Source organism: Corynebacterium sp. c25Ua_89 (genome assembly GCF_047459735.1).
GTDB lineage: Bacteria > Actinomycetota > Actinomycetes > Mycobacteriales > Mycobacteriaceae > Corynebacterium > Corynebacterium simulans.
In genome coordinates this window covers 137000-159735 of record NZ_JASBOD010000003.1, presented here as the reverse complement: position 1 = coordinate 159735, position 22736 = coordinate 137000, and the positions used below count along the sequence as shown (strand labels likewise).

Here is a 22736-nt window from a genome sequence, read left to right as displayed (position 1 = left end):
CGGGGCACTTCACAGGGTTATCTTGCCGTTGGTGCTTACTTTGTCGGTGCATAGTCGGTAGTCGTGCTCTGGTTTGATGTCCGCTTATCTACATTCGCCCCCATTAAGGGTGAATCTTCAGATCAAAACTAGAAATAGTTTATATACAGCACTATCTGTATTAGGTAAGCCTTGCCTTTCCAGCTGTTCATGAATCGAGGTTTACTATGACCCAACAGTCCTCTACGCCCGCACGGAGTACAAGCTCATCCAGTGGGGCGACGGCACGTTTAAACACCAGAGATCTCATCAACGCTGGTATCTTTGCTGCACTTTACTTTGTAATCACCTTTGTAAGCGGAATGATTGGATTCGCAGGACCACAATTCATGTTTATTGGATGGTTCATCGCGGCAATCGCAAACGGAATCGTGCTAGCGCTTTATGCCGCCCGCACGCCCAAAATGGGTGCTTTCACCCTCGTCGGTGGTATTAACGGACTAGCATTCATGCTCACCGGACACTACTTCTGGACCCTGCTGGGAAGCATAATTCTAGGGTTTATCGCGGATTTGATTATTACAAAAAGCCACCTCAGTATTGCCAGATCCTTCCCTATTGCCTACAGCGTCTTCTGTGTCTGGATTTCTATGCCTTTTATCCCGCTAATTCTGGATACGGACTCCTACTACGTCGATATCGCAGACCAAATGGGTCAAGAATATGCCGATGCCATGTCGGATATCTTCCAGCCATGGACCATTGGAGTACTGGCCATTTGTGCGCTCATCGTCGGCTTTATCGGAGGAAAGGTCGGAGTTCGCGTCAGCCGCAAACACTTTGAAAGCGCTGGTCTCCTGTGAGCCTGCAAAAACAGGGCGTGCTTCGTCGATCTTCGATCGATCCACGGACCGTGCTGCTTTCTGTTCTAGTAATCAATGCGGTAGCTCTCAGCCACGGCCACCTACCGACACTGCTGATTTCTATCGCTTTCAGCTCCATCGCACTAGCTACAGTAAAGCCACACTATGGTCTTATTTGCCTGTTCGCTTTTGCATTATCCTATCTAGGGTACTGGGGCCTATTACAGCTTCCTGGCTCCACATTTTTCGCTTTTTCAGCGGCAATTTTTTCGTGGCTAAGCCGTTTTGTCATCAGCATGTCCATCGGCGCATTCGGCTTGCTCACTCTCACACCATCCACGTTGACCTCAGCACTGCGGGACCTGCGTTTACCAGGCTGGGCCACCATTCCACCGGCGGTATTCCTGCGCGTTTTGCCGATCATCGTGGCAGAAGCCAAAGCCATCCGCGATGCCATGGTCCTTCGGGGTCTCCAGACTGGAGTAAAAAGCTGGATCACACAGCCCACACAATCGTCCGCGATGTTGATCATCCCCTTATTAGGTGCCGTCGTCCGCGCTGGTGATGAGCTCGCTGCCTCTGCTCTTGTCCGGGGATTGGGAGGACCCGCACGCCCAACCACCACCGCCGATCTTTCCTTCAAGCTTGTCGATGCAACTGCACTAGCTGGGTTGGGCCTCGTTGTTGCCTCTGTCTGGCTTCCCACGGAGGTCCACTTATGAACGAACGCAGTATCGCAACCAGTGTAGACGCCCACAACGTTTCTTTTACATATCCATTGGGAGCTCGGCCAGGCATTCAAGGTGTATCTGATGTGTCTTTTTCTGTCTCTCCAGGACAGTGTCTACTGATTACCGGTGATTCCGGATCGGGAAAGTCCACGGTACTCAAGTTGATCAACGGACTCATCCCCCATTTCAATCCAGGAGAGCTACTAGGCACCATCACTATTATGGAGGATGACCAGGCTTTTACCCCTGCGGAAGAACCGCTGTCCCGAGCCATCGAGTTCAGCGCCTCAGTATTCCAGAATCCAAGGACACAATTTTTCACTGAAAGCGTCAATGCAGAATTGGCCTTCGGGCTAGAAAACCTTGGTGTAGATCCCAAAGAAATTGAGTCGAGGATTCAATCAGCGGTCGAGCTACTAGGCATTAACGATCTTCGGGGCCGGCGATTCAAAGAATTATCCGGTGGGCAGTTACAAACCGTGGCATGCGCATGCGCGCTTGTGTCCCCGGGCAGTCTCGTGCTTCTCGATGAACCCACGTCCAATCTCTCCATGGAAAGCATCGATATTCTTGCACGCGTGCTACACCGCTTGAAGGAATTAGGCACAACGATCATTATCGCTGATCACCGTCTCTTTTTCTTAAAAGATATCGCTGACCAAGTTATTTACTTGACTCAGGGAAAAATAACGCGGAGTTTCCGCGCTCAGGAGTTTTATGCCTTAGACGAACCCGAACGCAAACAATTGGGGCTACGCAGCTTACACCATGTTCCCCTGCCCGCGAGCGTGCCGGTACCACCCACGCTCGAAAACGCCGATCCCCAGCGGAGCGGACTCGAGCTAAGCAACATCTGTTTTTCTTATGGCGCACATGAGGTATTAAACATTGACCACGCATTTTTCCCCAGCGGCGAAGTCACCGCCTTAATCGGGCCCAACGGCGCTGGAAAAACCACCCTCGCCAGGATCATTTGTGGTCTTGCTTCTCCCAAACGCGGCGGTAGTCTCCGTTTGAACAGCAAACGAGTAGGAGCGGCTGCCCGCAGACGTGCCGCGTACATGGTGATGCAAGATGTTGGCCGCCAATTATTCGCAGCCACCACCGAAGAAGAAGTCACGCTCGGACTGGCAAAGAAGAAGCGGGACCACATCGATGTCAATGAGATTCTCCATCGCCTCGATCTGGCAGGAATGGCCCAACGGCATCCGCAGTCTCTGTCCGGTGGGCAACGGCAACGCTTAGCCATAGCTTCAGCCCAAGCCGAGCAAGCAGCGATCTACATCTTCGATGAACCTACCTCTGGCGTGGGCTGGCGCCAACTGCAATCCATCTCTGCGCTACTTCGATCTCTTGCAGCAAACGGAGCAGTGGTCATCGTCATCACCCATGACCACGAATTCATCCAAGAATCAGTCACCAGAATCATCGATATGACTGACATCAACAAGAATTGAGAAAGAAATGTCTGAACTAAAACAAAGTTCCACAGAATCAAGCGGAACCCACGCACCAGAATCACACGGTGCGTCACCGGAAGAAGAGGCTCACGCAAAACTAAAAGCCGGCCAGGTCGCTCTAAAAAAACTACTGGCCCCAGTGCAAACAACCATCTACTTCGCACAGTTTCTCGCGCTTATATCCTCGGTACTCGCCGTAGCACCCTACGTCGCGTTGGTGGCACTGGGAAATGCTCTAATCGACGGCAAAACTGATGACGTCGCGTCCATTGTGAAATGGCTACTTGCTGCATTTTTGGGCCAGCTATTCTTCTATTTCCTTGCCCTTGCAATCACCCACTTCGCTGATGCAAAGCTGGTGGGGATTAACCGGCGCCGAATTATTACCGCTATTGCGAAAGCACCACTCTCGTGGTTTAGCCAGACTAATTCCGGCAAAGTCCGCAAAGCCGTCGAGGACGATACGTTAACTCTGCACACCCTGACAGCCCATGCTCCTGTAGAGAAGGTCGCCGCGATCTTTACGCCCCTCGCGCTTCTGGTTTATGCCTTTATCTTGGATTGGCGCCTTGGTCTACTTTCTATTGCCACTGTGCCCATTTTCCTAGCAATCCAAGCATATTCAATGAAAGATATGGGCACAAAAACTGCGGAAATGGATAATTATCTGGGTGAGGTCTCTGCGACTGCGGTGGAGTTCTCCGAAGGTATTTCCGTCGTCAAGGCTTTCGGCACCGTTGGCAAAGCCCACGCTCGATATCGCGAAGCTGCCCAAAAATTCGCGGAATTCTATTACGAGTGGGTACGTCCGCTTCTGCGTGTTTCCGCAATCTCAGAGTCTGTGGTGGCGGTTCCTGTCCTCATCCTTATCAATCTAGGAGTCGGTTCCCTGCTGATAGCTGGTGGCTATGTCACGGTCGCTGAAGTCATCGCAACAACGTTAATTGCGCTGGTGCTCCCAGGCACGATTCAAACCGTCGGCCAAATGATGTGGTCTTACCAGCTCGCTGGCAATGCGGCGTTGCGCCTTGATGAAGTCATGACAATTTCCCATGTGAAAGAAGGCCAAAAGAGACTCGATGCCAGTAGTCAAGACATGGAGGTGGAGTTCCATAAGGTCAGCTTTAGCTACGCCCCAGACACACCAGTCCTCCAAGACTTTTCTGCGCAACTAAATGCAGGCACTGTCACGGCATTGATTGGCCCCTCCGGGTCTGGCAAATCCACAGCAGCAACGATGCTGGCGCGTTTCCAGGATCCAGATTCGGGCACAATCACTATCAACAACGTGGATATCCGTGATCTCACTTTCGACAGTTTGTACCGCACTGTGGCTTTCGTCTTACAAGATCCTCACTTACTGCGTATGAGTATTCGGGAAAACATTCGCCTTGCACGCCCAGAAGCCCGCGATGAAGAGATCTGGCAAGCCGCAGAGGCTGCGCACATAGCTGCTGATATTCGCGCTTTACCGGCTGGGCTCGACACCGTTGTTGGTGAGGACACCTCTTTATCCGGTGGACAACAGCAACGCATTTCTATTGCCCGGGCAATCATTACCAATGCCCCAATCTTGATCCTGGATGAAGCTACTGCGGCAACTGATCCTGACTGCGAAGCAGAAATTCAAGCAGCTCTAGCCACACTCGTCAGAGGCAAGACCGTCTTAGTCATCGCCCACAAGCCGGAGTCCATCCAAGGAGCAGACCAAATAATCTGCCTCAAGCCTATGAAGGATAATTCTCATGTCTAATGCCACTACGCCTGTTAGTTCGCGTCTTCGTGATCCGCTACTCACTCGCAGTGTCAAAAAGCTGCAAAGTCCTGTAGGCCATAAGCTCAATAAAAGGTATGCTTGTCTATCGCTTATCGTTGGCGTGCTTGATGGCCTCGCCGTTCTCACGCTCGTGCCACTTACAAAGGCACTCGATGGGGATACGACGATCGCACCATGGATGTGGACGCTTTTGGCAATTGCGCTCGTAGCTTTTGCGCTACGATTTTTCGCAACCATGGCCTCTTACCACACGGCCTTGGATTTCATCCGAGCCGCGCACACGACTGTGGGCGATAAATTAGCAACGCTACCGCTCGGCTGGTTCGTACCGGCTAATACCGGCGGCCTATCTCGCCTCGTTTCAGATCGCTTTATGGTGGCGGCCGAGACCATTGCGCATATTCAAGGAACGATATACCGCGATAGCGCGGCACTTGTCACCTTGTTAGTAGGAGCGTGTTTCTGGAACCCGAAGCTGGGCTTGGTCCTTCTTATCATCGCACCATTGGCGCTCGTGGTGATGCAGTTGGCTGCATGGATTCGTGAGAAAGCATCGAACCGCGCACTGGGGCCGAGTAAAGAGCTCTCCCAGCGCATCGTAGAATTTGCTAACCGTCAACCAGCCCTGCGCGCGGCAGGACAATCACAAGTTTTTGCGCCACTAGAGCAAGCGCTAGAAATCGACCATAAAGCACGAATACGCGAGCTATGGGTATCCACATTAGCTTTGCTACTCAACGGCATAATAGTGCAGATCTTCATTGTGGCTCTCATAATGGTCTCCGCGGATCTTGCCGTTGAAGGCGCCCTATCGCCACTAGAAACAATTGCGATCATCGGAATCAGCTTGAGGTTTACCCGCACGCTTGAACAGCTGGGTTCTTCTTTCGTCGGTTTAGATGCCGGCCGTATCGCGCTCACAGAAACTGAGCTCATCACCGATGCCCCTTCCCTGCCAGAACCCACTACTCCGCGCCTAGGCGATGGTTCGGGAAATGTCGAGCTGCTTAATGTCACGTTTGGATACGGCGATAAACCAGTATTGGTAGATGTCACTTTCCATGCTCGACCAGGCACCGTTACCGCCATTGTCGGTCCTTCTGGCTCCGGAAAGACCACAATTGCGCGCCTTATTTCGCGATTCTGGGATGTAGATTCCGGGGCGGTGATGGTTGACGGCGTAGATATCCGCGAGCTTGGAACCGAACAGTTAATGTCCAGACTGTCCATGGTCTTTCAGGACGTTTACCTCTTCGACGACTCGTTAATCGCTAATATCCGCGTTGGTCGTCCCGACGCCTCCGATGAGGAAGTCTTCCGCGCAGCTGATCTTTCAGGCGTGACTTCTATTGCCAACCGCCTAGGGTGGCATACTCCTGTTGGTGAAGGCGGGCGGCTTCTATCCGGTGGTGAACGCCAGCGCGTATCTGTAGCTCGCGCGCTTCTCAAGCAAGCGCCGATTGTACTCTTTGATGAGGCTACCTCCGCGCTCGATGCAGAAAATGAGGCAAACATTCTTGCTGCGATGGACGAGCTACGGGAGCAATCTACTTTTATTGTCATCGCCCATAAGCTGGATACAATCAAATCTGCTGATCAAATCGTAGTCTTGGATGAACACGGGCAAGTCAGCCAGCTAGGCACGCATTCTGAGCTTTCCGATGTCCCTGGTATCTACCGTCACTTCTGGCAGCAACGCAAAGCAGCAAGCGGGTGGAAAATCAGTTCGGGACGCGATTAACGCGGGCACCGAGATCGGCATTGTTTGCGGGGGACACCCTTCTCTCCCCCTCTCTCCCCCGCAGCACGGAGCACCCTAAGTGCACCAACAAGGCTCAGAGCGAAGAATGCGGTAGCGGCTACGAGCGACCACTGCGCGGCGTTGGCCATGCCTTCGCTTAAGGTCTACACCACTGCCCCAGGCGCACGGTGGTTTGCGTTGCGGAGGCTTGCCTGGAGTCATCGACGGGAATATCCCGCAGCATCGTGTCGGTCGGCTGCGTGGAGGCGAACCCCAGGCCCAAGCCGTACAGGGTCAGCGGCGCGGCGATGATCCAATCATTCGTATCCGGCCCCATAAGCAGGACGAAGCTAAGTGAAGCGTCCTGGGTTTAGTTCCTACCTCAGCTAAGGAAGGATTGAACTATGCCTAGAAAATATTCCGTCGAGTTCAAGGAGAAGGCGGTCCATCAGATCATCGAAATGGTCCGCCTGGAGTCTTGCTCACTGCAACGCGCCTACACGGAGGTCGGTGAGCTGCTTGGAGTATCCCACCACACGTTGCGGGCTTGGTACCGTGACAGCGCTTCAGTACACGATAATTCTGACGCTTCAGGCGGCGAAACAATGGAAGAAGAACTCAGGCGCCTGCGTCGAGAAAACCGCGAACTGAAACTGAACTTGCCCCCGAAAGTTGGACTAGGGGTAATCCTACCCGGCTAACGTCTTAAGGGCCTTATCCCGGTATTTCATCGGGGTGCAACCATCAAGTCCCAGCTGGAGTCTTTCCGCGTTGTACCAGTCGATGTACGCGTCTACCGCAGCGGTAAATTCTTTGACAGAGTGAAGTGCCCCAGGTTTTGTTCCGTTTGAGTAGATGGGAAAATCTGGAACATGCCAAGGAAATTTGACCAGGATGCGAAGGACCGCGTGGTCCGTCTCGTTGAGGACCGCATCTTGGCGGAAAATATGTCGATGCAAGCCGCGTGCCAGGCAGTAGCCCCAAAGCTGGGGGTTTCATGGCACACAGCTCGTCAATGGACCCAGCAGGCCCGCCGTTCGGGAAACACTCCAGAACCTGTGCCTGAAGATTTGGCCGCCGAAAACGCGAGACTACGCCGTGAGAATCAAGAGCTACGCGATACTAATGAGCTGCTGAAGGCTGCCTCAGCTTTTTTCGCGTCGGAACTCGACCCCAAACGTCGGAAATGATCCGATTCATCGATGAACACCGGAATCGTTTCTCTATCGAGTTCATTTGTAAGACGTTGAAGAATAACCGGGCTGGTGGGTTTATCACCTCGCGTGGTTATCGCCAGTCCAAGGCCCGTGGATTAAGTGCTCGTCGCCTTCGCGATGCTGTGCTGATTGAACGCATTAGGGCTGTTCATCAGGATAATTACGGTGTTTACGGGGTGCGGAAAATGTGGCATGCTCTTCGCCGTGAAGGAATTGATATCGGGCGTGAACAAACCACTCGGTTGATGCGCCTGGCCGGTATTTCTGGCAAAGGCAAAGGCAGATCACCTATCACAACCCGAAGAGCTAACGTGCCTGATCTGCGCCCGGACTTGGTCGAGCGTGAATTCAAAGCTCAGGGTCCAAATAAGCTGTGGGTGGCCGACATTACGTATGTGCGCACGAAGAAAGGCTTTGTGTACGCCGCGTTTGTCACCGACGTTTACTCCCGCCGGATCGTTGGGTGGGCGTTATCAGACTCAATGCGGACTGAAGCACTGCCGCTGCAAGCTCTCAACCAAGCGATCGTGTGTGCTGAGGAAACAACAGGTCTCATTCACCATTCGGATCACGGGTCCCAGTACGTCAGCGTGGTCTACAACGAGCGACTAGCCCAGCACGGTATTGCCGCTTCCACTGGGACGGTTGGCGACTCCTACGACAATGCTCTTGCTGAAAACGTAAACGGCTCCTACAAGAACGAGCTAATCCATACTCGCAGGTGGGATGATGTTGTCGAGGTAGAAATCGCGACGTTCGAGTGGGTGTCATGGTGGAACGAGACAAGGCTCCACCAAAGCTTGGGATACCGAACCCCGGTTGAGGTGGAAACCGATTTTTGGGAGCAGACCCCGCCACAGGAAATAATAACGATCAAGGCAAATGCCTAGGAACAAAACTCGGGGCACTTCACTGAGCTCGCGCCAAGGTAATCCCCGCAGCCATTCCTGCGAAGCCTCCGCCAACAATAAGCACATCCAGATTGGTCGGTTCCATCAGATATCCTCCTCTCCTCCGTGCTCAAGACCCTAACGAGTTTTGCCGGTCAGCGCATTTGCAGAGAAGATTCAACCCCATATAAGGAATGGCAATTATCACGTAGCCAACGTGACGGTATTCCATTTAGTCATTGTTGGTTATCGTCATTGCGTCGAATTTCAGACTAGGCTACCTCCCACGCCTCAATCAGACTTTGTGCAGCACTATCGCCACCAGGAATAAACGTATTCAGCAAACACTTTGCTAGTGACCTACTTTTAAACTCGGTAATATCTTCCTTCTGGTTTATCTCCTTATGCGGGATGGATTCCCACACACAAACCATCAGACACTCTTCCTTATACGGGATGGATTCCCACACACAAACCATCTGACGCTCTCAAAGAAGATGCACCCATAGTTTCTCCTGAGCGGACTCACTAGCATGGCATTATGCTCACCAATTCATTGCGTTCGTTATTAAAAGAAGCAACTTCATTTACGCGCCAAGCAAGCGACGATGATGACCACACCGTTGGCGCCACATTACTAACAAAATCAGGGCGTACTATCCATGGACTTAACGCCTATCATTTCCTTGGCGGACCCTGCGGAGAAATTACAGCTTTAGCCAACCATGCTGCTGCCTGCCCAAATGATCCAATCGAAGCCATCGTAGCGATTTACGGCCCGACAGGAGATGTAATACCGCCTTGTGGAAAATGCCGCCAAATTTTATATGACATCGGCCCATCCATCAAGTGCATAATCCGCGGCAGTAATGGATTCGAATCCAAGACTGTCACCGAGCTTCTCCCCCATTCCTTTGACTGGAAAGAACTTGAAACCCCGCAGAAGATTTTTATGTGGGAAGGATATGAAGAAGCCATTCGCAACGGATCAAAAGAACAAACTATTAGAATCGACGACCCTTTTTACGTCGGACCTGCTTCCTTGGTATTCGAAAAAGAAAACGGAATGGTAACCACTCTTCCTGCCCAAGTCACGGCGGTGGTGCAAACGCAACGGTGCGAATTAACCGAAGAAGATGCCTGCAACGATGGTTTTCAAAACTTGGCAGAACTTCACTCTGCACTCGATTTCCACTATCCAGAACTTGGACCAAACGATCCGGTCGATGTCGTAACTTTCAAATTAGCGGACTGAAAATTTAGCCTTTCCGCTCTTGAGCACTTGCGCTTTAGCGACAAGCTCACCGGCTATGAAATTCCACAGCACCCGCTTCAAATCCTTCGCAATGCGCGAGCTGCTCTGACGAGGCGATTACTGGCTTCATGTACGCGTTGTGGAGGATGGCCCAGGCGAGCATCGCGCCGCGAAAAGAACAGCCGCGGCAGATACTTGCTTCCAGGTTTATTCCGGTCAGGTCGTAGCCGGAGAAGTCTTTTCCGGAAATATCTCGGCCTGCGAATTCTTGCAACCAGGTATCAGGCGTTTGCTTATACATTGCCGTTTCTTCCTGCTTGAGGGCCAAAACGGGAAACGACGCGGCGCCCCTACAGCAGCCGCGTCGCCCCTATTCCCTATCACTCACAACGGATTGGAGAAACCGTTTGCCTACCCCCTAAGTAGGCATTGTGAGCAAGATTCACTCTAGCACCGATTCGAAACAAAACGGTAACCAATCAAAAGTTTTCACAGAAGGAATCACAAAATTGCACGTTTGGTCTAGTTTTAGAAAAACCAATTGGTCAGTGCATTTAGCGCCTTAGTCTTTATAAATCGCCGAAAAGCCGCGCTTCATAATACCTATCGAAAAAATTCCAACTGCTGCAAGGATGCCAAGCCCGATCCACGCGAGGCTCAGCGGCCCCGAGTTACCGGCAACCGTAAAGCCAACCGTTGACCAGTGCATTGGCAGCAAGCCCATCACAGTCTTCCACACCCCGGCCACAGCGGTGGCGGCAGTTGCCTGCTTCCAGAACCAGCCCACCACAGCAAGTTGCAGCAGGCCAAGAACGATGACCACGCCAGACCCAAGCTTCGGGAAGTAGTGCAGCACCACTGCCGTAAGACCAGCGCTTCCCAGTGCAGTCGCCGCAGCCATGGCAGCAGCCAGCCCCGCAGCCATGCCATCAACGCCGGTAGCCAGAATCATAAAGACAATCTCAGCCGCGGCAGTCAGCACAACTACACCAGCAAGAAGGCTCAGCCAAGGCTTCCGCGAACGCACCACATAAGCGCCCAGGGCAGTGCCACCGAGCGAGACCATCGCCGCGATAAGCAGCGCCACGATGGGGCTCAGCATCTTTACTTCCGCACCCTGACCATCCGCGGCAGCCGGCAACGCACGCTGCACATCCTGCACCTTGGTTTGGTTCTGCTTCGCCATGCCGTCAACACGCTTGGCACCTTTGTCCAGCTTGTCGATGCCGCCGAGAGCCTCATCAACCTTGGAATTAAGCTCCTTGGTGCCATCGTTCAAACGCTTGGCGCCATCCGCTGCCTTATACACGCCATCGTGATAGGCATAGCCGTTAACCGCGAGCTGATTGGAAAGCTCCCGTGAGCCATCCTTCAAGCGCTTAAGTTGGTTAGTTAGATTCTGGTCAATCTGAAAATTATTGACTTGATTGCGCAGGTCCCCGAGCTGCGACTTGATGTTGCGCGCCTCGGGGGAATTATTTCCCTCAAGGTCCTTCAGCGTGCCGTCGATGGCGGCCAGCAGCTGGCCCTGCACCACGGTAAGACCTGTAATTTGATCCACTGCGTTGCCAACACCGTTTGCTACCTCAGTCGCACCATTGCCCAGCTGGTTGGTGCCAGACTGCAGCTGAATCAGGCCGTCGTAAAGCTCCTGCGATCCGGCACTGAGCTTGTCGACGCCACCGCCCAGCTCACCAGCACCATCCTTCAGCTTGCCCGTGCCAGTGGAAAGCTGCTGGGTTCCCGACTTCAAAAAGCCAGCCTGGGCCTGCGCCTGGCTTGCGGCACGCGCCGCCTCGCTTAACGACGCCGCATCTGATTGACCTTCTGTCGGCGCACCGGTTCCCTCACTCGACCACGCACGTGAGGCATCCCACCCCGTCACGCCTGCCACAATGGCACCTACCACCAAGGGCAGAACCACCAGCAAGCACAGAAGTGCGCCACGCAGGCGCGAGGGACGGGACGGCGAATCAGCAAGGCGGGAGTTCATCTTTTAAAAATTATCGCTCCCACCACCGCAAACAACGCAGGCGCGCCGTTTCGCGCCAAGGCAAAGATGCGGAAACTCAAAAACTTCCAACCAACTAATCATAGGATTTAGCCCATGAAACGTTCCCTAATGGTTCTCCCCCTAGCCGTACTTCTTCCACTCACCGCCTGCTCCCCCAAAGACACTGCAGATAGCGAGCCGCAGTTCGCAGCAGCCGAATCCCACACGGCCGCAAAAGAAACCGCCACTAGCGAGACCCCAACCCCCACCAGCAGCAAGACCGAAGAAACACCTGCCCCAACAACGAAGACCGTCACCGCCACGGTCGAGCCGGAGCAGCCAGCGCCAGGTACGCCACAGGCGCAAAGCATGGGTAGCTGCTCAGTCGATGCGCTTCAGCAGGTCAACACCTCGATGAGCAACATGAGCGTTATCGATTGTGACGGTTCGTGGGCATACGTTGGCCAGCGCAATACCGATTGGGTCACCTGGGCTTATTGGGATGGCCAAAAGTGGAAGGGTGAACCTCACATCGGCACCACTAGTAGCGGCATGCAGGGCCCCTGCTATGACGTCGAAGGCATGAAAGCACGAGGCCTGAGCGACACTATGGCAGTGCACGCTCAGGCCTGTGATTAGGAGGTTGTATTACGTGCTAGTTCTTCTCAGCGAAGAGCTCACGGACGCGCTTTTCTAGGCGTGGGGAAACTGCGCCCCAGTAAGCGTAGATGCGTTCCTCGGTCTCGGAGGAAACGCCAGCCATGGCGTTGGTAATGTTGTCCGCCATGCGCTCCTTCTCCTCGTCGTTATAGACGTTCTCGTACAGGTCGGTTGCCTGCGCGGTATCGGAATCCTCAGCGTGGCGGACATACGGTGCGCGAACCAAGTCCAGACCTGCCGGGTCCGGGTTGACGTAGAGATCCGGAGCGGTAGTGGTCTCTAGCTGGCTACGATCGTTAACGTCACCGTCGAGGTAGCCGCCGCCCTTTGCGTGGCGGTTCGGGGAGTAAACCGGATCCTCAGGAGCATTGAAGAGGAACTGCATACTGCCCTCGTGCTCGTAGGTGTTGACCTTGTCCGCATTCAGCGGCTGGTTAACCGGCAGCTGCTTGTAGTTCGGCCCAATGCGGTAACGCTGCTGGTCAGCATAAGCAAAGACACGAGCCTGCAGCATCTTGTCCGGAGAAAGGCCGATGCCCGGGACCAGGTTGGAAGGATCCAGTGCAACCTGCTCGATCTGCGCGAAGAAGTTGCGTGGGTTGCGGTTGAGCACAAAGTATCCGACATCAACCAATGGGTAGTCCTTCTTGGACCAAACCTTGGTGAGGTCAAACGGGTTGAAGCGGTATTCAGCTGCTTCAGCAAGCGGCATGATCTGCACCTTGACGTCCCAGATTGGGTAGTCGCCCTCTTCGATGGCGTTGTAGAGATCCTCGCGGTGATAGTCGGCGTTCTTGCCGGCCATCTCGCCTGCCTCAGCATCAGTGAAGTTCTCAACACCCTGGCGAGACTTGAAGTGGTACTTCACCCAGAAGGCCTCGCCTTCCTCGTTGACCCACTGGAAGGTGTGGGAACCGTAGCCGTTCTGGTGGCGGGTAGTCTTCGGTGTACCGCGGTCACCCATCAAGTAGGTGACCTGGTGAGTGGACTCTGGGTTGCGGGTCCAGAAGTCCCACTGCATATCCGCGTCACGCAGGCCGTTGACGCCGAGTCGCTTCTGGGAATGAATGAAGTCAGGGAACTTCATACCGTCACGTAGGAAGAAGACCGGGGTGTTGTTGCCGACGATGTCGTAGTTGCCGTCCTCGGTGTAGAAACGCAGTGCGAAGCCGTGCACATCGCGCCAGGTATCCGGAGATCCCTGCTCGCCAGCAACGGTGGAGAAACGCCCCATCATTGGGGTGACAGTGTTTAGTTGAAAGAGATTCGCCTTGGTGTAGCGCGAGACATCGTTGGTGATGTGCAGCTCGCCAAAGGCGCCATGACCCTTTGCGTGCGGGGTGCGCTCTGGCACGCGCTCGCGATTGAAGTGCGCAAGCTTCTCAATCAGGTGAATGTCATTGAGAACAACTGGGCCGTTCTGCCCTGCGGTAATGCTGGTATTCTCGGTAGCAACCGGCTGGCCGGAAGGGCTGGTGGTATTTGGGCCGCCCGCGGGGCGCTGACCCTTGTCGAGGACCTTGTCAGCTTCAGAGTTAGTCATGGAAAGCCTCCTAAGAAAACTAGCGGGAACTAGTCAATAAAATTGTTGATAATTTGGGGTGGATTATCAATCACGGACAAGCAATAACCTACCCCGTTCAATAGGCCCTCGCAACAAAAATCAGCAAATTAATAAGTTCTGGCAGGGAAATCTAATTTAGCGTTCATCCTGGTAAGTTCATTTTGGTGAAACACCACTCCGAGCATGACGACGCCCGCGTCACTGACCTTGCGCTCAAGGCCGGCCGCGGCGATCGCGCAGCTCTCACGGAGTTTATTAAGTCCACTCAGGATGATGTGTGGCGTCTTCTCGCACACCTAGGCGGCGCGGAAATCGCAGACGATCTCACCCAAGAGACGTACCTAAGAGTTATTGGCGCACTCCCTCGCTTCGCCGCACGCTCCTCAGCACGCACCTGGTTGCTTTCCCTCGCGCGCCGCGTATGGGTGGACAACATTCGCCACGACATGGCGCGCCCACGAAAGGCTGCAACGGAATATGAAGACGCAGCGGCACAGACGCCTTCGACCGAGAACTCCGGAGCCTGGAGCGATTGGATCGACGCCCGCACGCTAATCGACGCCCTGCCCGCAGACCGCCGCGAAGCCCTCATCCTCACCCAGGTACTGGGCTATTCCTACGAAGAAGCAGCTAAAATCGCTGGCGTACGCATAGGCACGATTCGTTCCCGCGTTGCCCGCGCCCGCAAAGACCTCATTGAAGGTACGGGAGCCTAGCCGGGAATCATTAGCGCGAATCGTTACCTACTATTTACCAGGCTTCACTTTCGGTACAGCTAGCTGCGATTTTAGCGCCGGAACCCAAGAACTTTTCGCGAAAGTTCTGTGCACTTTTAGAAAATCGTCTGGATGATAGGCATAAAAGAAAAGTAACGTGGCTTAAAAACACACGTGACAAATCGAAGGTCGACCCGGGCCAGCGCGCCACAAAGATGCGCGCATTTCTTTTTGCCCGGCGCGTGTGAGAATGCGAGAAATCTCCTCATGATGAAACGCGCATTGGCTATCTCCATGGCGTTTATCGGTGTCGTTGTCGGCGCGGGCTTTGCCTCGGGCCAGGAAGCTATGCAGTACTTCGTCGCCTTCGGAACCACTGGTTTCTGGGGCGTAGCGCTGGCTGCCGGGTTGATGATCATCACCGGCATTGCAATTTTGCAGCTGGGATCTTATTTCCAGGCCACAGAGCACACGGCGGTGTATGACAAAATTTCCGGACCAATTACCTCCAAGATCTTGGACTGGTCCACGATTGCCACGCTCTTTTCCATCGGCTTCGTGATGTTCGCCGGTGGCGGATCCACCATCACGCAGCAATTCCCAGACATAAAGATTTGGGTAGGTGCAACGCTGATGTTGGTGCTCGTCCTGCTCGTCGGCCTGCTCGACGTTGACCGCGTCACCGCAGTCATCGGCACCATTACTCCATTCATCATCATCTTTATCGTCTTGGCCACCGGCTATACCATTGCCACCGCCGACGTCGATTGGAGCCACCTCAACGAATTCGCCACGAATAGCGTTGACACCCCGCTGAGCAGCTGGTGGCTCGCCGCCCTGAACTACACCGGCCTGAACGTCATGTGCGCGGTGTCCATGTCCATCGTCATCGGCGGTAACATCCTCGACAATCGCGCAGTGGGCATCGGCGGCCTCATTGGCGGCTTTATCTACCTGCTTCTGCTGACACTGCTCGTGGTCTCCCTATTCATGGTGGCACCGACCGTGCATGGAAAAGATCTGCCGGTTCTAGAACTCATCAACACCATTCACCCGTCTCTGGGCTATGTGATGACGATTGTCATTTACGGCATGGTCTTTAACACCGCAGTGGGCATGTTCTACGCGCTGGGCAAGCGCCTGACCCGTAAGAAGCCGAAGCTTTTCTACCCAGTCTATGCCGCTTCCTGCATCATCGGTTTCATTCTTTCCTTCGTCGGTTTCAAGTCTTTGGTCAGCAACATCTACCCAATCTTGGGCTACCTTGGCCTGCTGATGATCGCCGTTATGGTCTTCAACTGGGTTATAAAGCGCGACAAGATTACTTCCGAAAGCAAACGTCGAGTGCGTGCTCGCACCTTGGTCCAGCGCAAGCTCGACCCGCGCGAGCACTTCACCAAGAAGAACCAGAAGGAGCTCGCAAAGCTCGCGGCCGCTTCCAATATGAAGACCGACGAGTTTGAGGACACCGTTGCCGAAGAAATCCACGAGGAGCTCGAGGCAGATGACGAGCTCGAGTACGACCGTGAAGATCCTGATCCTTCAGTTGTCTTCGTCGAGCACACCAAGCCAGAAGTTCCACGAGACTAATACAAAGCTCTCTCCCCTTCCTGCTTGAGCAGACCTTTCCAAGGCGTATGAGTTGGCCTAACCCAGCTCATACGCCTAATGTTTTACAACGCACACGTGATAAATCGAACGTCGAACCGGTCTTGCGCCACCATGGCAGCAAACGCCTCGCACATAAACAGCACAGCCTGCAAAATGATGAGCGCGGACTTACCCTCCGGCGCGTGTGAGATAGCGAGACTCCCCACACCTTATGTTTAAACGCGCAGTAGCCATCTCCATGGCCTTTATTGGCGTTATGGTCGGCGCTGGCTTTGCCTCCGGCCAGGAAGCCATGCAATATTTTGTATCCTTCGGCACGCTCGGATTGTGGGGCATGGTATTGGCCGCCGCCCTCATGGTCGTCGCAGGCATCGCTTTCCTACAGCTTGGTTCCTATTTCCAGGCTTCGGAGCATACCGCTGTTTACTCCCAAATCACCGCGCCTATCACCTCGAAGATCCTCGACTGGGCCACCATCATCACGCTTTTTGCGGTGGGCTTTGTCATGTTCGCCGGCGGCGGCGCCAACCTCGCCCAGCAATTTTCTTCCCTCCCAACGTGGGTGGGCTCCTTGATCATGCTGGTGCTGGTGCTCATCACGGGGCTTCTCGATGTCGATAAAGTCACCGCTGTCTTGGGCTTTATCACGCCTTTTATCATCCTCTTCATCGGCTTCGTCACCATCTACACTTTGGTAACGAACCAAGCGACCTTTGAGGAAGCAAACAACTACGCCATCCACAACGTTGATCCGGCAATCGCTAATCCTTGGATCGCCTCCCTTAATTACACTGGCCTGACCGCTATTTGCACCGTTTCCATGGCCATTGTGATTGGCGGAAACTTCTTAGATAACAAGACCGTCGGCCTAGGCGGTGTTATTGGTGGCGCTATTTTCCTGTTCATGCTGGCGTTGCTGGTCTGCGCCCTATTCTTTGCCGCACCGCAGGTAAATGGCCAGGCAATGCCTGTCCTAGCGTTGATTAACACCATCCACCCGGCGCTGGGTTACGGAATGACTTTTGTCATTTACGGCATGATCTTCAACACCGCAGTGGGCATGTTCTACGCGCTGGCTAAACGCCTGACGCGCGGCCATGAGAAGCGCTTTTACCCCGTTTACCTCATCACCTGCCTCTTTGGCTTTGCGTTGTCCTTCGCTGATTTCAAGGACCTCGTCGGACTGATTTATCCAATTCTTGGCTACGGCGGCTTGGTGGTCATCGCTATCATGCTCTTTGGCTGGGTTAAGAATCGCGGCAAGATGGTAAAGGAATCAGGCCGCCGTATGCGTGCTCGTACGCTGGTCCAGCGCCGCCTTGATCCGCGCGAGCACTTTACCAAGAAGAATGAGAAGGAACTGCGCACCTTGGCCACGGCCTCCAACATGGAAACTGCGGAGTTTGTCGATGCCGTCGAAGAAGAAATCCACGAAGATCTCGAAGCAGACCAAGAACTCGAGTATGACCGCGAGGACCCAGATCCTTCCGTGGTCTTCGTGGAGCACACCAAGCCGGAAGTACCAAAGTAGGAATCCGAAGTAAATAACTAAAAAGGAGCTCGTACGTCCTTTTATTGGATGTACAAGCTCCTTTCTGCGCTTTATGGCTTTGTTTTAGGTCCGCGCGCTAGACCAACAACTCAGCAATCTGAATCGTGTTCAAAGCTGCGCCCTTGCGCAGATTATCGCCGGAGACAACCAGCACGAGGCCCTTGTTGTCATCAACTGACTGATCCTGGCGGATGCGGCCCACCAAGGACTCGTCCACGCCTGCGGCAGCAAGCGGGGTCGGAACGTCGACGAGCTTGACACCGGGGGCGTCGCCAAGCAGGCGGCGTGCCTCGTCTGGGGTGATTGCCTTGTCGAACTCCGCGTGGATGGTCAGGGTGTGGCCGGTGAATACTGGGATCCGCACGCAGGTGCCAGCAACCTTGAGCTCAGGAATACCCAGGATCTTGCGCGACTCGTTGCGCAGCTTCTGCTCCTCATCGGTTTCCTCGGAGCCATCGTCAACCAACTTGCCAGCGAAAGGCAGCGCGTTGAAAGCAATCGGAGCAACGTATGGTCCAAGCTCTTCCTCAGAGACCTCGAGAACGGAGCCATCATGGACGAGCTCTACGTTGCGATCTCCGATTTCGGCGGCCTGCTTGGTCAAGGCCTCAACACCAGCCAAGCCAGAGCCAGAAACTGCCTGATAAGAAGACACGTGCAAACGGTTCAGACCGGCAGCATCGTGCAAGACCTTAAGAACCGGCATTGCGGCCATGGTGGTGCAATTCGGGTTAGCAATGATGCCCTTCGGGAGGTTCTTCGCCTGCTCGGGGTTTACCTCAGTGACAATGAGCGGAACTTCGGGGTCCTTGCGGTATGCGGAGGAATTATCCACCACGGTCGCGCCTGCAGCGGCAAAGACCGGGGCCCAATCGAGCGAAGTAGCGCCGCCGGCAGAGAACAAAGCAATGTCGACGTCAGCGACGGATTCCTCGGTTACCTGCGAGAGATCCTCAACCACAACCTTCTCGCCACGGAACATCAGTTCCTGGCCAGCAGAACGCGGCGAGGCAAAGAAACGAACCTTGTCAGCTGGGAAATTCCGCTCCTCCAAGATGGAACGCATGACGCGTCCCACCTGGCCGGTAGCACCAACAACTGCAACGGTGGTCATGAAAAATTCCTTCTTCCTAAATTAACGGCCTGTGCCAGCGTAAACGGTAGCTTCTTCCTCGCCCCCGAGCTGGAAGCGCTCGTGGAGCGCAATGGCTGCCTTGTTCAGTTCCAGCTCTCGCACCAGCACGGAGATGCGGATCTCCGAAGTGGAGATGAGCTCCATGTTTACTTCGGCGTCGCGTAGCGCCTCGGTGAAGTCTGCGGTGACCCCTGGGTGCGACTTCATTCCGGCACCGACCAAGGAAACCTTGCCCACCTGGTCGTCGTAAAGCACGTTTGCCCAGTGGCCTTCGTTCTTGAGCTTGGTCAAAATCTCCATGGCACGCGGGCCATCCGCGCGCGGGCAGGTGAAGGTGATGTCGGTGGTTCCGGATTCCAAGGAGGAGACGTTTTGCAGGACCATATCGATGTTGATCTCCGCCTCCGCGATGGCGCGGAAGATCTTGGCGGCCTCCCCTGGACGATCCGGAATGCCCAGAACGGTGACCTTTGCTTCAGAGGTATCGGTCGCGATACCAGTCAGTACTGCTTCTTCCACAGGGATATCCTCCATTGAACCGGCCACCAAAGTGCCGGGGTCGTTTGAATAAGACGAGCGAACTCGCAGGGGCAGATCGAATGCGCGGGCGTATTCCACACTACGCAGAACCAGAATCTTGCAGCCGACGGCTGCCATCTCCAGCATCTCCTCGAAGGAGAGCTTCTCGAGCTTCTGCGCGTTCGGCACGATGCGTGGGTCTGCGGTGTAGACACCGTCGACGTCGGAATAGATCTCGCAGACATCGGCGTGCAGCGCAGCGGCCAGGGCTACCGCAGTGGTGTCGGAACCGCCGCGGCCCAAGGTGGTGACGTCGCGGCTTTCCTTATTAACACCCTGGAAACCAGCGACGATGCAGATCTTGCCTTGGCCCAGGGCCTCGGTGATGCGGCCCGGCGTGACGTCCACGATGCGCGCGTTGCCGTGGCGCTCCGTGGTAAGCACGCCGGCCTGAGAGCCAGTGAAAGACTGGGCCTCGGCGCCGAAGGACTCGACCGCCATGGCGACCAGGGAGTTAGAAATGCGCTCGCCGGCGGTAAGCAGCATGTCCATTTCACGCTGCGGCGGCACTGGGTTGACCTGGGCAGCAAGGTCGAGGAGTTCATCGGTGGTGTCCCCCATGGCGGAGCAGACAACAACCACGTCGTTGCCTGCCTTCTTGGTAGCCACAATGCGCTCGGCGACGGCGCGGATGCGATCCGCGGTTTCGAGGGAGGAACCTCCGTATTTTTGAACGATTAAGGCCACGTTGGGATATCCACCTTTCACTGTGCGTTTCCCGCGACAGTCTATAGCCACAGGGCCGATAAGCCCCGCTATACCTGTCGTGCATTAGTCAGTTGTCCATGCTACCCCGACGAGGTACTTCCTTTCACAATATGTGAAGGGGATCAAAGTGTTTTTATTCACCGCGCCAAAAGAGGCAAACTTAACGACTTAGAAACATTTACTTTCACCCGTGAGCAGTATTCGTTAAAAAGGGCGACTACCTACTACGGTGGTGGGGGTGTTCAGCAATCTCTTGGCGGTTTTCTTTGCCCTTGCCTCCGCGCTCACCGTGGCCTGGGGCACGGTAGTCCGTCACCGGATCGCACTTGAAGCCTCCGGCTCGGTCATGCGCACCGCGATGCGCAATCCCGTGTGGTGGGTCGGCACACTTGCCGCCATTGTGGCTTATGGCCTGCAGATTGTCGCCCTAGGCTTTGGCACCCTGCTGGTAGTTCAACCCATCTTGGTGCTCTCGCTAATGTTCACGTTGCCGCTTTCTGCCTGGTACTCCAAGCGGCCGCTGTCTTTCCATGAAATCTTCTGGTGCAGCGCGCTGACCATCGCAGTGGGCATCTTGGTGGTCTACGGCCGCCCCGTTGCCGGCGATCCGCGCCCCTCCCTTTCACAATGGTGGCCGCCGTTGCTGTGCGGCGCACTGGGCTTGGCGCTGCTCGGCGTCCTAGCGTGGCGCTTCCCCGCCCGGCGCGCCTTGGCCTTGGGAACTTCCTGCGGCATCCTCTATGGCTATGTGGCGCTGCTATCTAAGTCTGTGGTGGATATCTTCTCCCACGAGGGCCTTGGCCAGCTCCTGGTGTCCTGGCAGTTTTGGGGCTTAATCGCCCTCGCCGGCGGCGGAACCGTGCTCCAGCAATATTCCTTCCACGCCGGTGCACTAAAGCAATCCCTGCCAGCTATGACCATCATGGAGCCCATCGTTGCTTTTGGCTTGGGCTACGTGGTCTTGGGCGAGCAATTCCAGGTTGATTCGCTGGCGGGCTGGACGCTCATGTCCTTAGCTCTAGCCGTGATGATCCTAGGCACGGTCATCTTGTCGCGCCGCCCAGTGGGCTCCTCCACGCGGCAGATCCAGAGCTAAATAGCCCACTCGAATACGGCAAGCATGTGCGCCGAAAACCACGCACCAAAGAGAACATAGGCGCCGCATAGCGCTACGGTGCTGCGGGTGCTCGCGGAATTAGCCAGCTTGATTGCCCATGGAATAAACAAGACCGCCGCGGGCAAAAGCAGGCGTGGGCGCGAATGCATGATGCCATCAGAGAACAAAACATTCGCTATGAGTGCGGCGGCGAAAAGCCAAACCGGCGCTGGCAAGCGCCGCCAGCCCAAGAGCAGAAGGATGGGCGTGCCGACGATTACGAGCGTGGAAAGCAGATAGCCCACGTTGTCAGAGGTCAAAAGCGTGGACCATATCCACTTGAGCGTTGCCGCACCGAAATCAAAATGGGAGTTCCAGTGTTTTTCTTGGATGCCAAAGTAGCCACCTGCTTGCCCGAGATAGCTATTCGTCCACGTCAGGTAAGCACCCAATGGAATCGCTGCGAAGATGAGACTCAGCCAGGCTTTCCACTCGCGGACGGCCTTGAACAATACGATGAGGGCAAAGACCACGAGGACGTCGATTGAAGTCAGCCGCACTGCGGAAAGCGCAAAGCCGAAAAGGCCGGCCAGCCACCACTTTTCATCCAGCAAGGCAACGAGCATCCACATCACCAGCGCGCCGAAGAGCGCCTCGGTATAAGGCATGACAAACACGATGGACATCGGAGCGCTGCTCACGGCGATGGCGGCGACCAAGCGGGCTTTAAAACCGGCCCCTATGCGCTGCGCGATGGCCATGACGCCCGCTGCCATAAGGAAAGTGAAAAAGAAATTGAAAACAATCGCGACGGCAGCTTCATTCGCAACAAAGAAGCTGCCCGCCTTTATGACGAGTGGAAAGCCCGGGAAGAAGGCCATCGTTACTTCATTGACGTTTCCGTCCGCGGCAACGTCAGCACCGAAGTAACCAGCACGGGCAATCTCCGTGTAGTATTTTGCGTCCCATTTGGTCAGCAGGCCGCCTAAGTTATCTTCGTTAGCCTGCGCAAAAATGGCGAGCACCCCAATCCGCAGGAGGTTGCCCAGCACAGCAATTAGACTCGCGGCAATCCAATCTTGCCTACCGAGACGAGGGACCACGCTATGCGCTACTTCTGCGCCGGCCACATTCTTGACTTCGTGCACGTTATGCAATGTTATCGGCATGCTTCAGACCCCACCTCGATTTGCGTGGAATTCTCCCACC

The 22736-nt window shown here is 54.8% G+C and carries 20 protein-coding genes and 1 pseudogene; 13 read left to right on the top strand and 8 right to left on the bottom strand.

The features are described 5' to 3' along the window. The first annotated feature begins 206 nt into the window (after positions 1–206). The 5 genes from QKB66_RS06105 to QKB66_RS06085 are packed head-to-tail and all read left to right on the top strand — an operon-like array spanning position 207 to position 6551. Entirely contained in the window at positions 207–842 is a 636-nt protein-coding gene (locus QKB66_RS06105) for an MptD family putative ECF transporter S component (RefSeq protein ID WP_061921197.1), read from the top strand. Beyond that, on the top strand, positions 839–1564 hold the full coding sequence (locus QKB66_RS06100) for an energy-coupling factor transporter transmembrane component T family protein (RefSeq protein ID WP_414252925.1): 726 nt from the start codon (positions 839–841) through the stop codon (positions 1562–1564). The genes QKB66_RS06105 and QKB66_RS06100 overlap by 4 nt, the downstream gene beginning before the upstream one ends. Further along, positions 1561–3030 carry an ABC transporter ATP-binding protein gene (locus QKB66_RS06095; protein ID WP_414252924.1) on the top strand — a complete coding sequence of 490 codons (1470 nt, stop codon included), beginning with the start codon at positions 1561–1563 and terminating at the stop codon, positions 3028–3030. Before QKB66_RS06100 ends, QKB66_RS06095 begins: the two co-directional genes overlap by 4 nt. Positions 3031–3037: 7 nt before the next feature. After that, on the top strand, positions 3038–4786 hold the full coding sequence (locus QKB66_RS06090; RefSeq protein WP_061921192.1) for an ABC transporter ATP-binding protein: 1749 nt from the start codon (positions 3038–3040) through the stop codon (positions 4784–4786). Beyond that, positions 4779–6551: an ABC transporter ATP-binding protein gene (locus tag QKB66_RS06085; protein ID WP_061921189.1), complete on the top strand. Its 1773-nt coding sequence runs from the start codon at positions 4779–4781 to the stop codon at positions 6549–6551. Before QKB66_RS06090 ends, QKB66_RS06085 begins: the two co-directional genes overlap by 8 nt. 157 nt (positions 6552–6708) lie before the next feature. Here QKB66_RS06085 and QKB66_RS06080 read toward each other — a convergent pair whose 3' ends face one another. Next, entirely contained in the window at positions 6709–6888 is a 180-nt protein-coding gene (locus QKB66_RS06080; protein WP_246818172.1) for a hypothetical protein, read from the bottom strand. Between the two features lie 67 nt (positions 6889–6955). On the opposite strand from QKB66_RS06080, the pseudogene QKB66_RS06075 reads away from it, so the two are divergent. Continuing rightward, a pseudogene (locus tag QKB66_RS06075) lies at positions 6956–7204 on the top strand (transposase); the annotation flags it as partial. A gap of 36 nt (positions 7205–7240) precedes the next feature. On the opposite strand, the gene QKB66_RS06070 reads toward QKB66_RS06075, so the two are convergent. Beyond that, a complete protein-coding gene (locus QKB66_RS06070) occupies positions 7241–7510 on the bottom strand; it encodes an IS3 family transposase (protein ID WP_414252923.1) in 270 nt (89 codons plus the stop codon). Between QKB66_RS06070 and QKB66_RS06065 the strand changes: the two genes are divergently transcribed. Together QKB66_RS06065 and QKB66_RS06060 are read left to right on the top strand one after the other, a co-directional pair. After that, positions 7424–8658 (top strand): IS3 family transposase gene (locus QKB66_RS06065; RefSeq protein ID WP_414252922.1). Its coding sequence is split into 2 segments (ribosomal slippage): positions 7424–7712 and positions 7712–8658, totalling 1236 coding nucleotides; the frame shifts between segments, so codons are not numbered across the junction. The two genes, QKB66_RS06070 and QKB66_RS06065, sit on opposite strands and share 87 nt — an antisense overlap. 541 nt (positions 8659–9199) lie before the next feature. After that, positions 9200–9913, top strand: a complete 714-nt coding sequence (locus tag QKB66_RS06060) for an ASCH domain-containing protein (RefSeq protein WP_414252921.1) — start codon at positions 9200–9202, stop codon at positions 9911–9913. Positions 9914–9959: 46 nt separating this feature from the next. Here the strand turns inward: QKB66_RS06060 and QKB66_RS06055 are convergent, their stop codons facing one another. Beyond that, positions 9960–10214, bottom strand: a complete 255-nt coding sequence (locus QKB66_RS06055) for a pentapeptide repeat-containing protein (RefSeq protein WP_414252920.1) — start codon at positions 10212–10214, stop codon at positions 9960–9962. A gap of 261 nt (positions 10215–10475) precedes the next feature. After that, on the bottom strand, positions 10476–11906 hold the full coding sequence (locus tag QKB66_RS06050; protein ID WP_414252919.1) for a hypothetical protein: 1431 nt from the start codon (positions 11904–11906) through the stop codon (positions 10476–10478). Between the two features lie 114 nt (positions 11907–12020). On the opposite strand from QKB66_RS06050, the gene QKB66_RS06045 reads away from it, so the two are divergent. Next, positions 12021–12545 (top strand): hypothetical protein, encoded by a 525-nt coding sequence (locus QKB66_RS06045; protein ID WP_144290913.1) that lies wholly within the window; start codon positions 12021–12023, stop codon positions 12543–12545. A gap of 16 nt (positions 12546–12561) precedes the next feature. On the opposite strand, the gene QKB66_RS06040 is transcribed toward QKB66_RS06045, so the two are convergent. Beyond that, the gene (locus QKB66_RS06040; protein WP_414252918.1) at positions 12562–14109 is read right to left on the bottom strand and encodes a catalase; all 1548 of its coding nucleotides are present in this window, start codon (positions 14107–14109) and stop codon (positions 12562–12564) included. A 185-nt stretch (positions 14110–14294) separates the two neighbouring features. Here QKB66_RS06040 and QKB66_RS06035 point away from each other — a divergent pair, with 185 nt between their 5' ends. From QKB66_RS06035 to QKB66_RS06025, 3 genes are all read left to right on the top strand, one after another. After that, positions 14295–14846, top strand: coding sequence for an RNA polymerase sigma factor (locus QKB66_RS06035; protein ID WP_248093246.1), 552 nt, complete (start codon positions 14295–14297; stop codon positions 14844–14846). Positions 14847–15113: 267 nt separating this feature from the next. Beyond that, on the top strand, positions 15114–16436 hold the full coding sequence (locus QKB66_RS06030) for a hypothetical protein (protein WP_414252917.1): 1323 nt from the start codon (positions 15114–15116) through the stop codon (positions 16434–16436). 232 nt (positions 16437–16668) lie between these two features. Then, positions 16669–17988, top strand: coding sequence for a hypothetical protein (locus tag QKB66_RS06025; protein WP_070432787.1), 1320 nt, complete (start codon positions 16669–16671; stop codon positions 17986–17988). A gap of 97 nt (positions 17989–18085) precedes the next feature. Here QKB66_RS06025 and QKB66_RS06020 read toward each other — a convergent pair whose 3' ends face one another. Continuing rightward, positions 18086–19123, bottom strand: a complete 1038-nt coding sequence (locus tag QKB66_RS06020; protein ID WP_248093260.1) for an aspartate-semialdehyde dehydrogenase — start codon at positions 19121–19123, stop codon at positions 18086–18088. A gap of 21 nt (positions 19124–19144) precedes the next feature. Further along, complete coding sequence (locus tag QKB66_RS06015) at positions 19145–20410, bottom strand: aspartate kinase (RefSeq protein WP_061920127.1); 1266 nt, start codon at positions 20408–20410, stop codon at positions 19145–19147. Positions 20411–20669: 259 nt separating this feature from the next. Here QKB66_RS06015 and QKB66_RS06010 point away from each other — a divergent pair, with 259 nt between their 5' ends. Then, positions 20670–21527 carry a DMT family transporter gene (locus QKB66_RS06010; protein ID WP_061920124.1) on the top strand — a complete coding sequence of 286 codons (858 nt, stop codon included), beginning with the start codon at positions 20670–20672 and terminating at the stop codon, positions 21525–21527. Here the strand turns inward: QKB66_RS06010 and QKB66_RS06005 are convergent. Continuing rightward, the gene (locus QKB66_RS06005) at positions 21524–22696 is read right to left on the bottom strand and encodes a hypothetical protein (protein WP_414252916.1); all 1173 of its coding nucleotides are present in this window, start codon (positions 22694–22696) and stop codon (positions 21524–21526) included. The genes QKB66_RS06010 and QKB66_RS06005 overlap by 4 nt on opposite strands. Between the last annotated feature and the right edge of the window lie 40 nt (positions 22697–22736).

Bases quoted from the DNA above. Each gene is read 5' to 3' on its own strand.
- QKB66_RS06030 (WP_414252917.1), top strand. From the start codon at position 15,114: ATGATGAAACGCGCATTGGCTATCTCCATGGCGTTTATCGGTGTCGTT.
- QKB66_RS06040 (WP_414252918.1), bottom strand. From the start codon at position 14,109: ATGACTAACTCTGAAGCTGACAAGGTCCTCGACAAGGGTCAGCGCCCC.
- QKB66_RS06095 (WP_414252924.1), top strand. From the start codon at position 1,561: ATGAACGAACGCAGTATCGCAACCAGTGTAGACGCCCACAACGTTTCT.
- QKB66_RS06090 (WP_061921192.1), top strand. From the start codon at position 3,038: ATGTCTGAACTAAAACAAAGTTCCACAGAATCAAGCGGAACCCACGCA.
- QKB66_RS06005 (WP_414252916.1), bottom strand. From the start codon at position 22,696: ATGCCGATAACATTGCATAACGTGCACGAAGTCAAGAATGTGGCCGGC.
- QKB66_RS06085 (WP_061921189.1), top strand. From the start codon at position 4,779: ATGTCTAATGCCACTACGCCTGTTAGTTCGCGTCTTCGTGATCCGCTA.
- QKB66_RS06045 (WP_144290913.1), top strand. From the start codon at position 12,021: ATGAAACGTTCCCTAATGGTTCTCCCCCTAGCCGTACTTCTTCCACTC.
- QKB66_RS06025 (WP_070432787.1), top strand. From the start codon at position 16,669: ATGTTTAAACGCGCAGTAGCCATCTCCATGGCCTTTATTGGCGTTATG.
- QKB66_RS06080 (WP_246818172.1), bottom strand. From the start codon at position 6,888: ATGGGGCCGGATACGAATGATTGGATCATCGCCGCGCCGCTGACCCTG.
- QKB66_RS06020 (WP_248093260.1), bottom strand. From the start codon at position 19,123: ATGACCACCGTTGCAGTTGTTGGTGCTACCGGCCAGGTGGGACGCGTC.
- QKB66_RS06050 (WP_414252919.1), bottom strand. From the start codon at position 11,906: ATGAACTCCCGCCTTGCTGATTCGCCGTCCCGTCCCTCGCGCCTGCGT.
- QKB66_RS06060 (WP_414252921.1), top strand. From the start codon at position 9,200: ATGCTCACCAATTCATTGCGTTCGTTATTAAAAGAAGCAACTTCATTT.
- QKB66_RS06105 (WP_061921197.1), top strand. From the start codon at position 207: ATGACCCAACAGTCCTCTACGCCCGCACGGAGTACAAGCTCATCCAGT.
- QKB66_RS06055 (WP_414252920.1), bottom strand. From the start codon at position 10,214: ATGTATAAGCAAACGCCTGATACCTGGTTGCAAGAATTCGCAGGCCGA.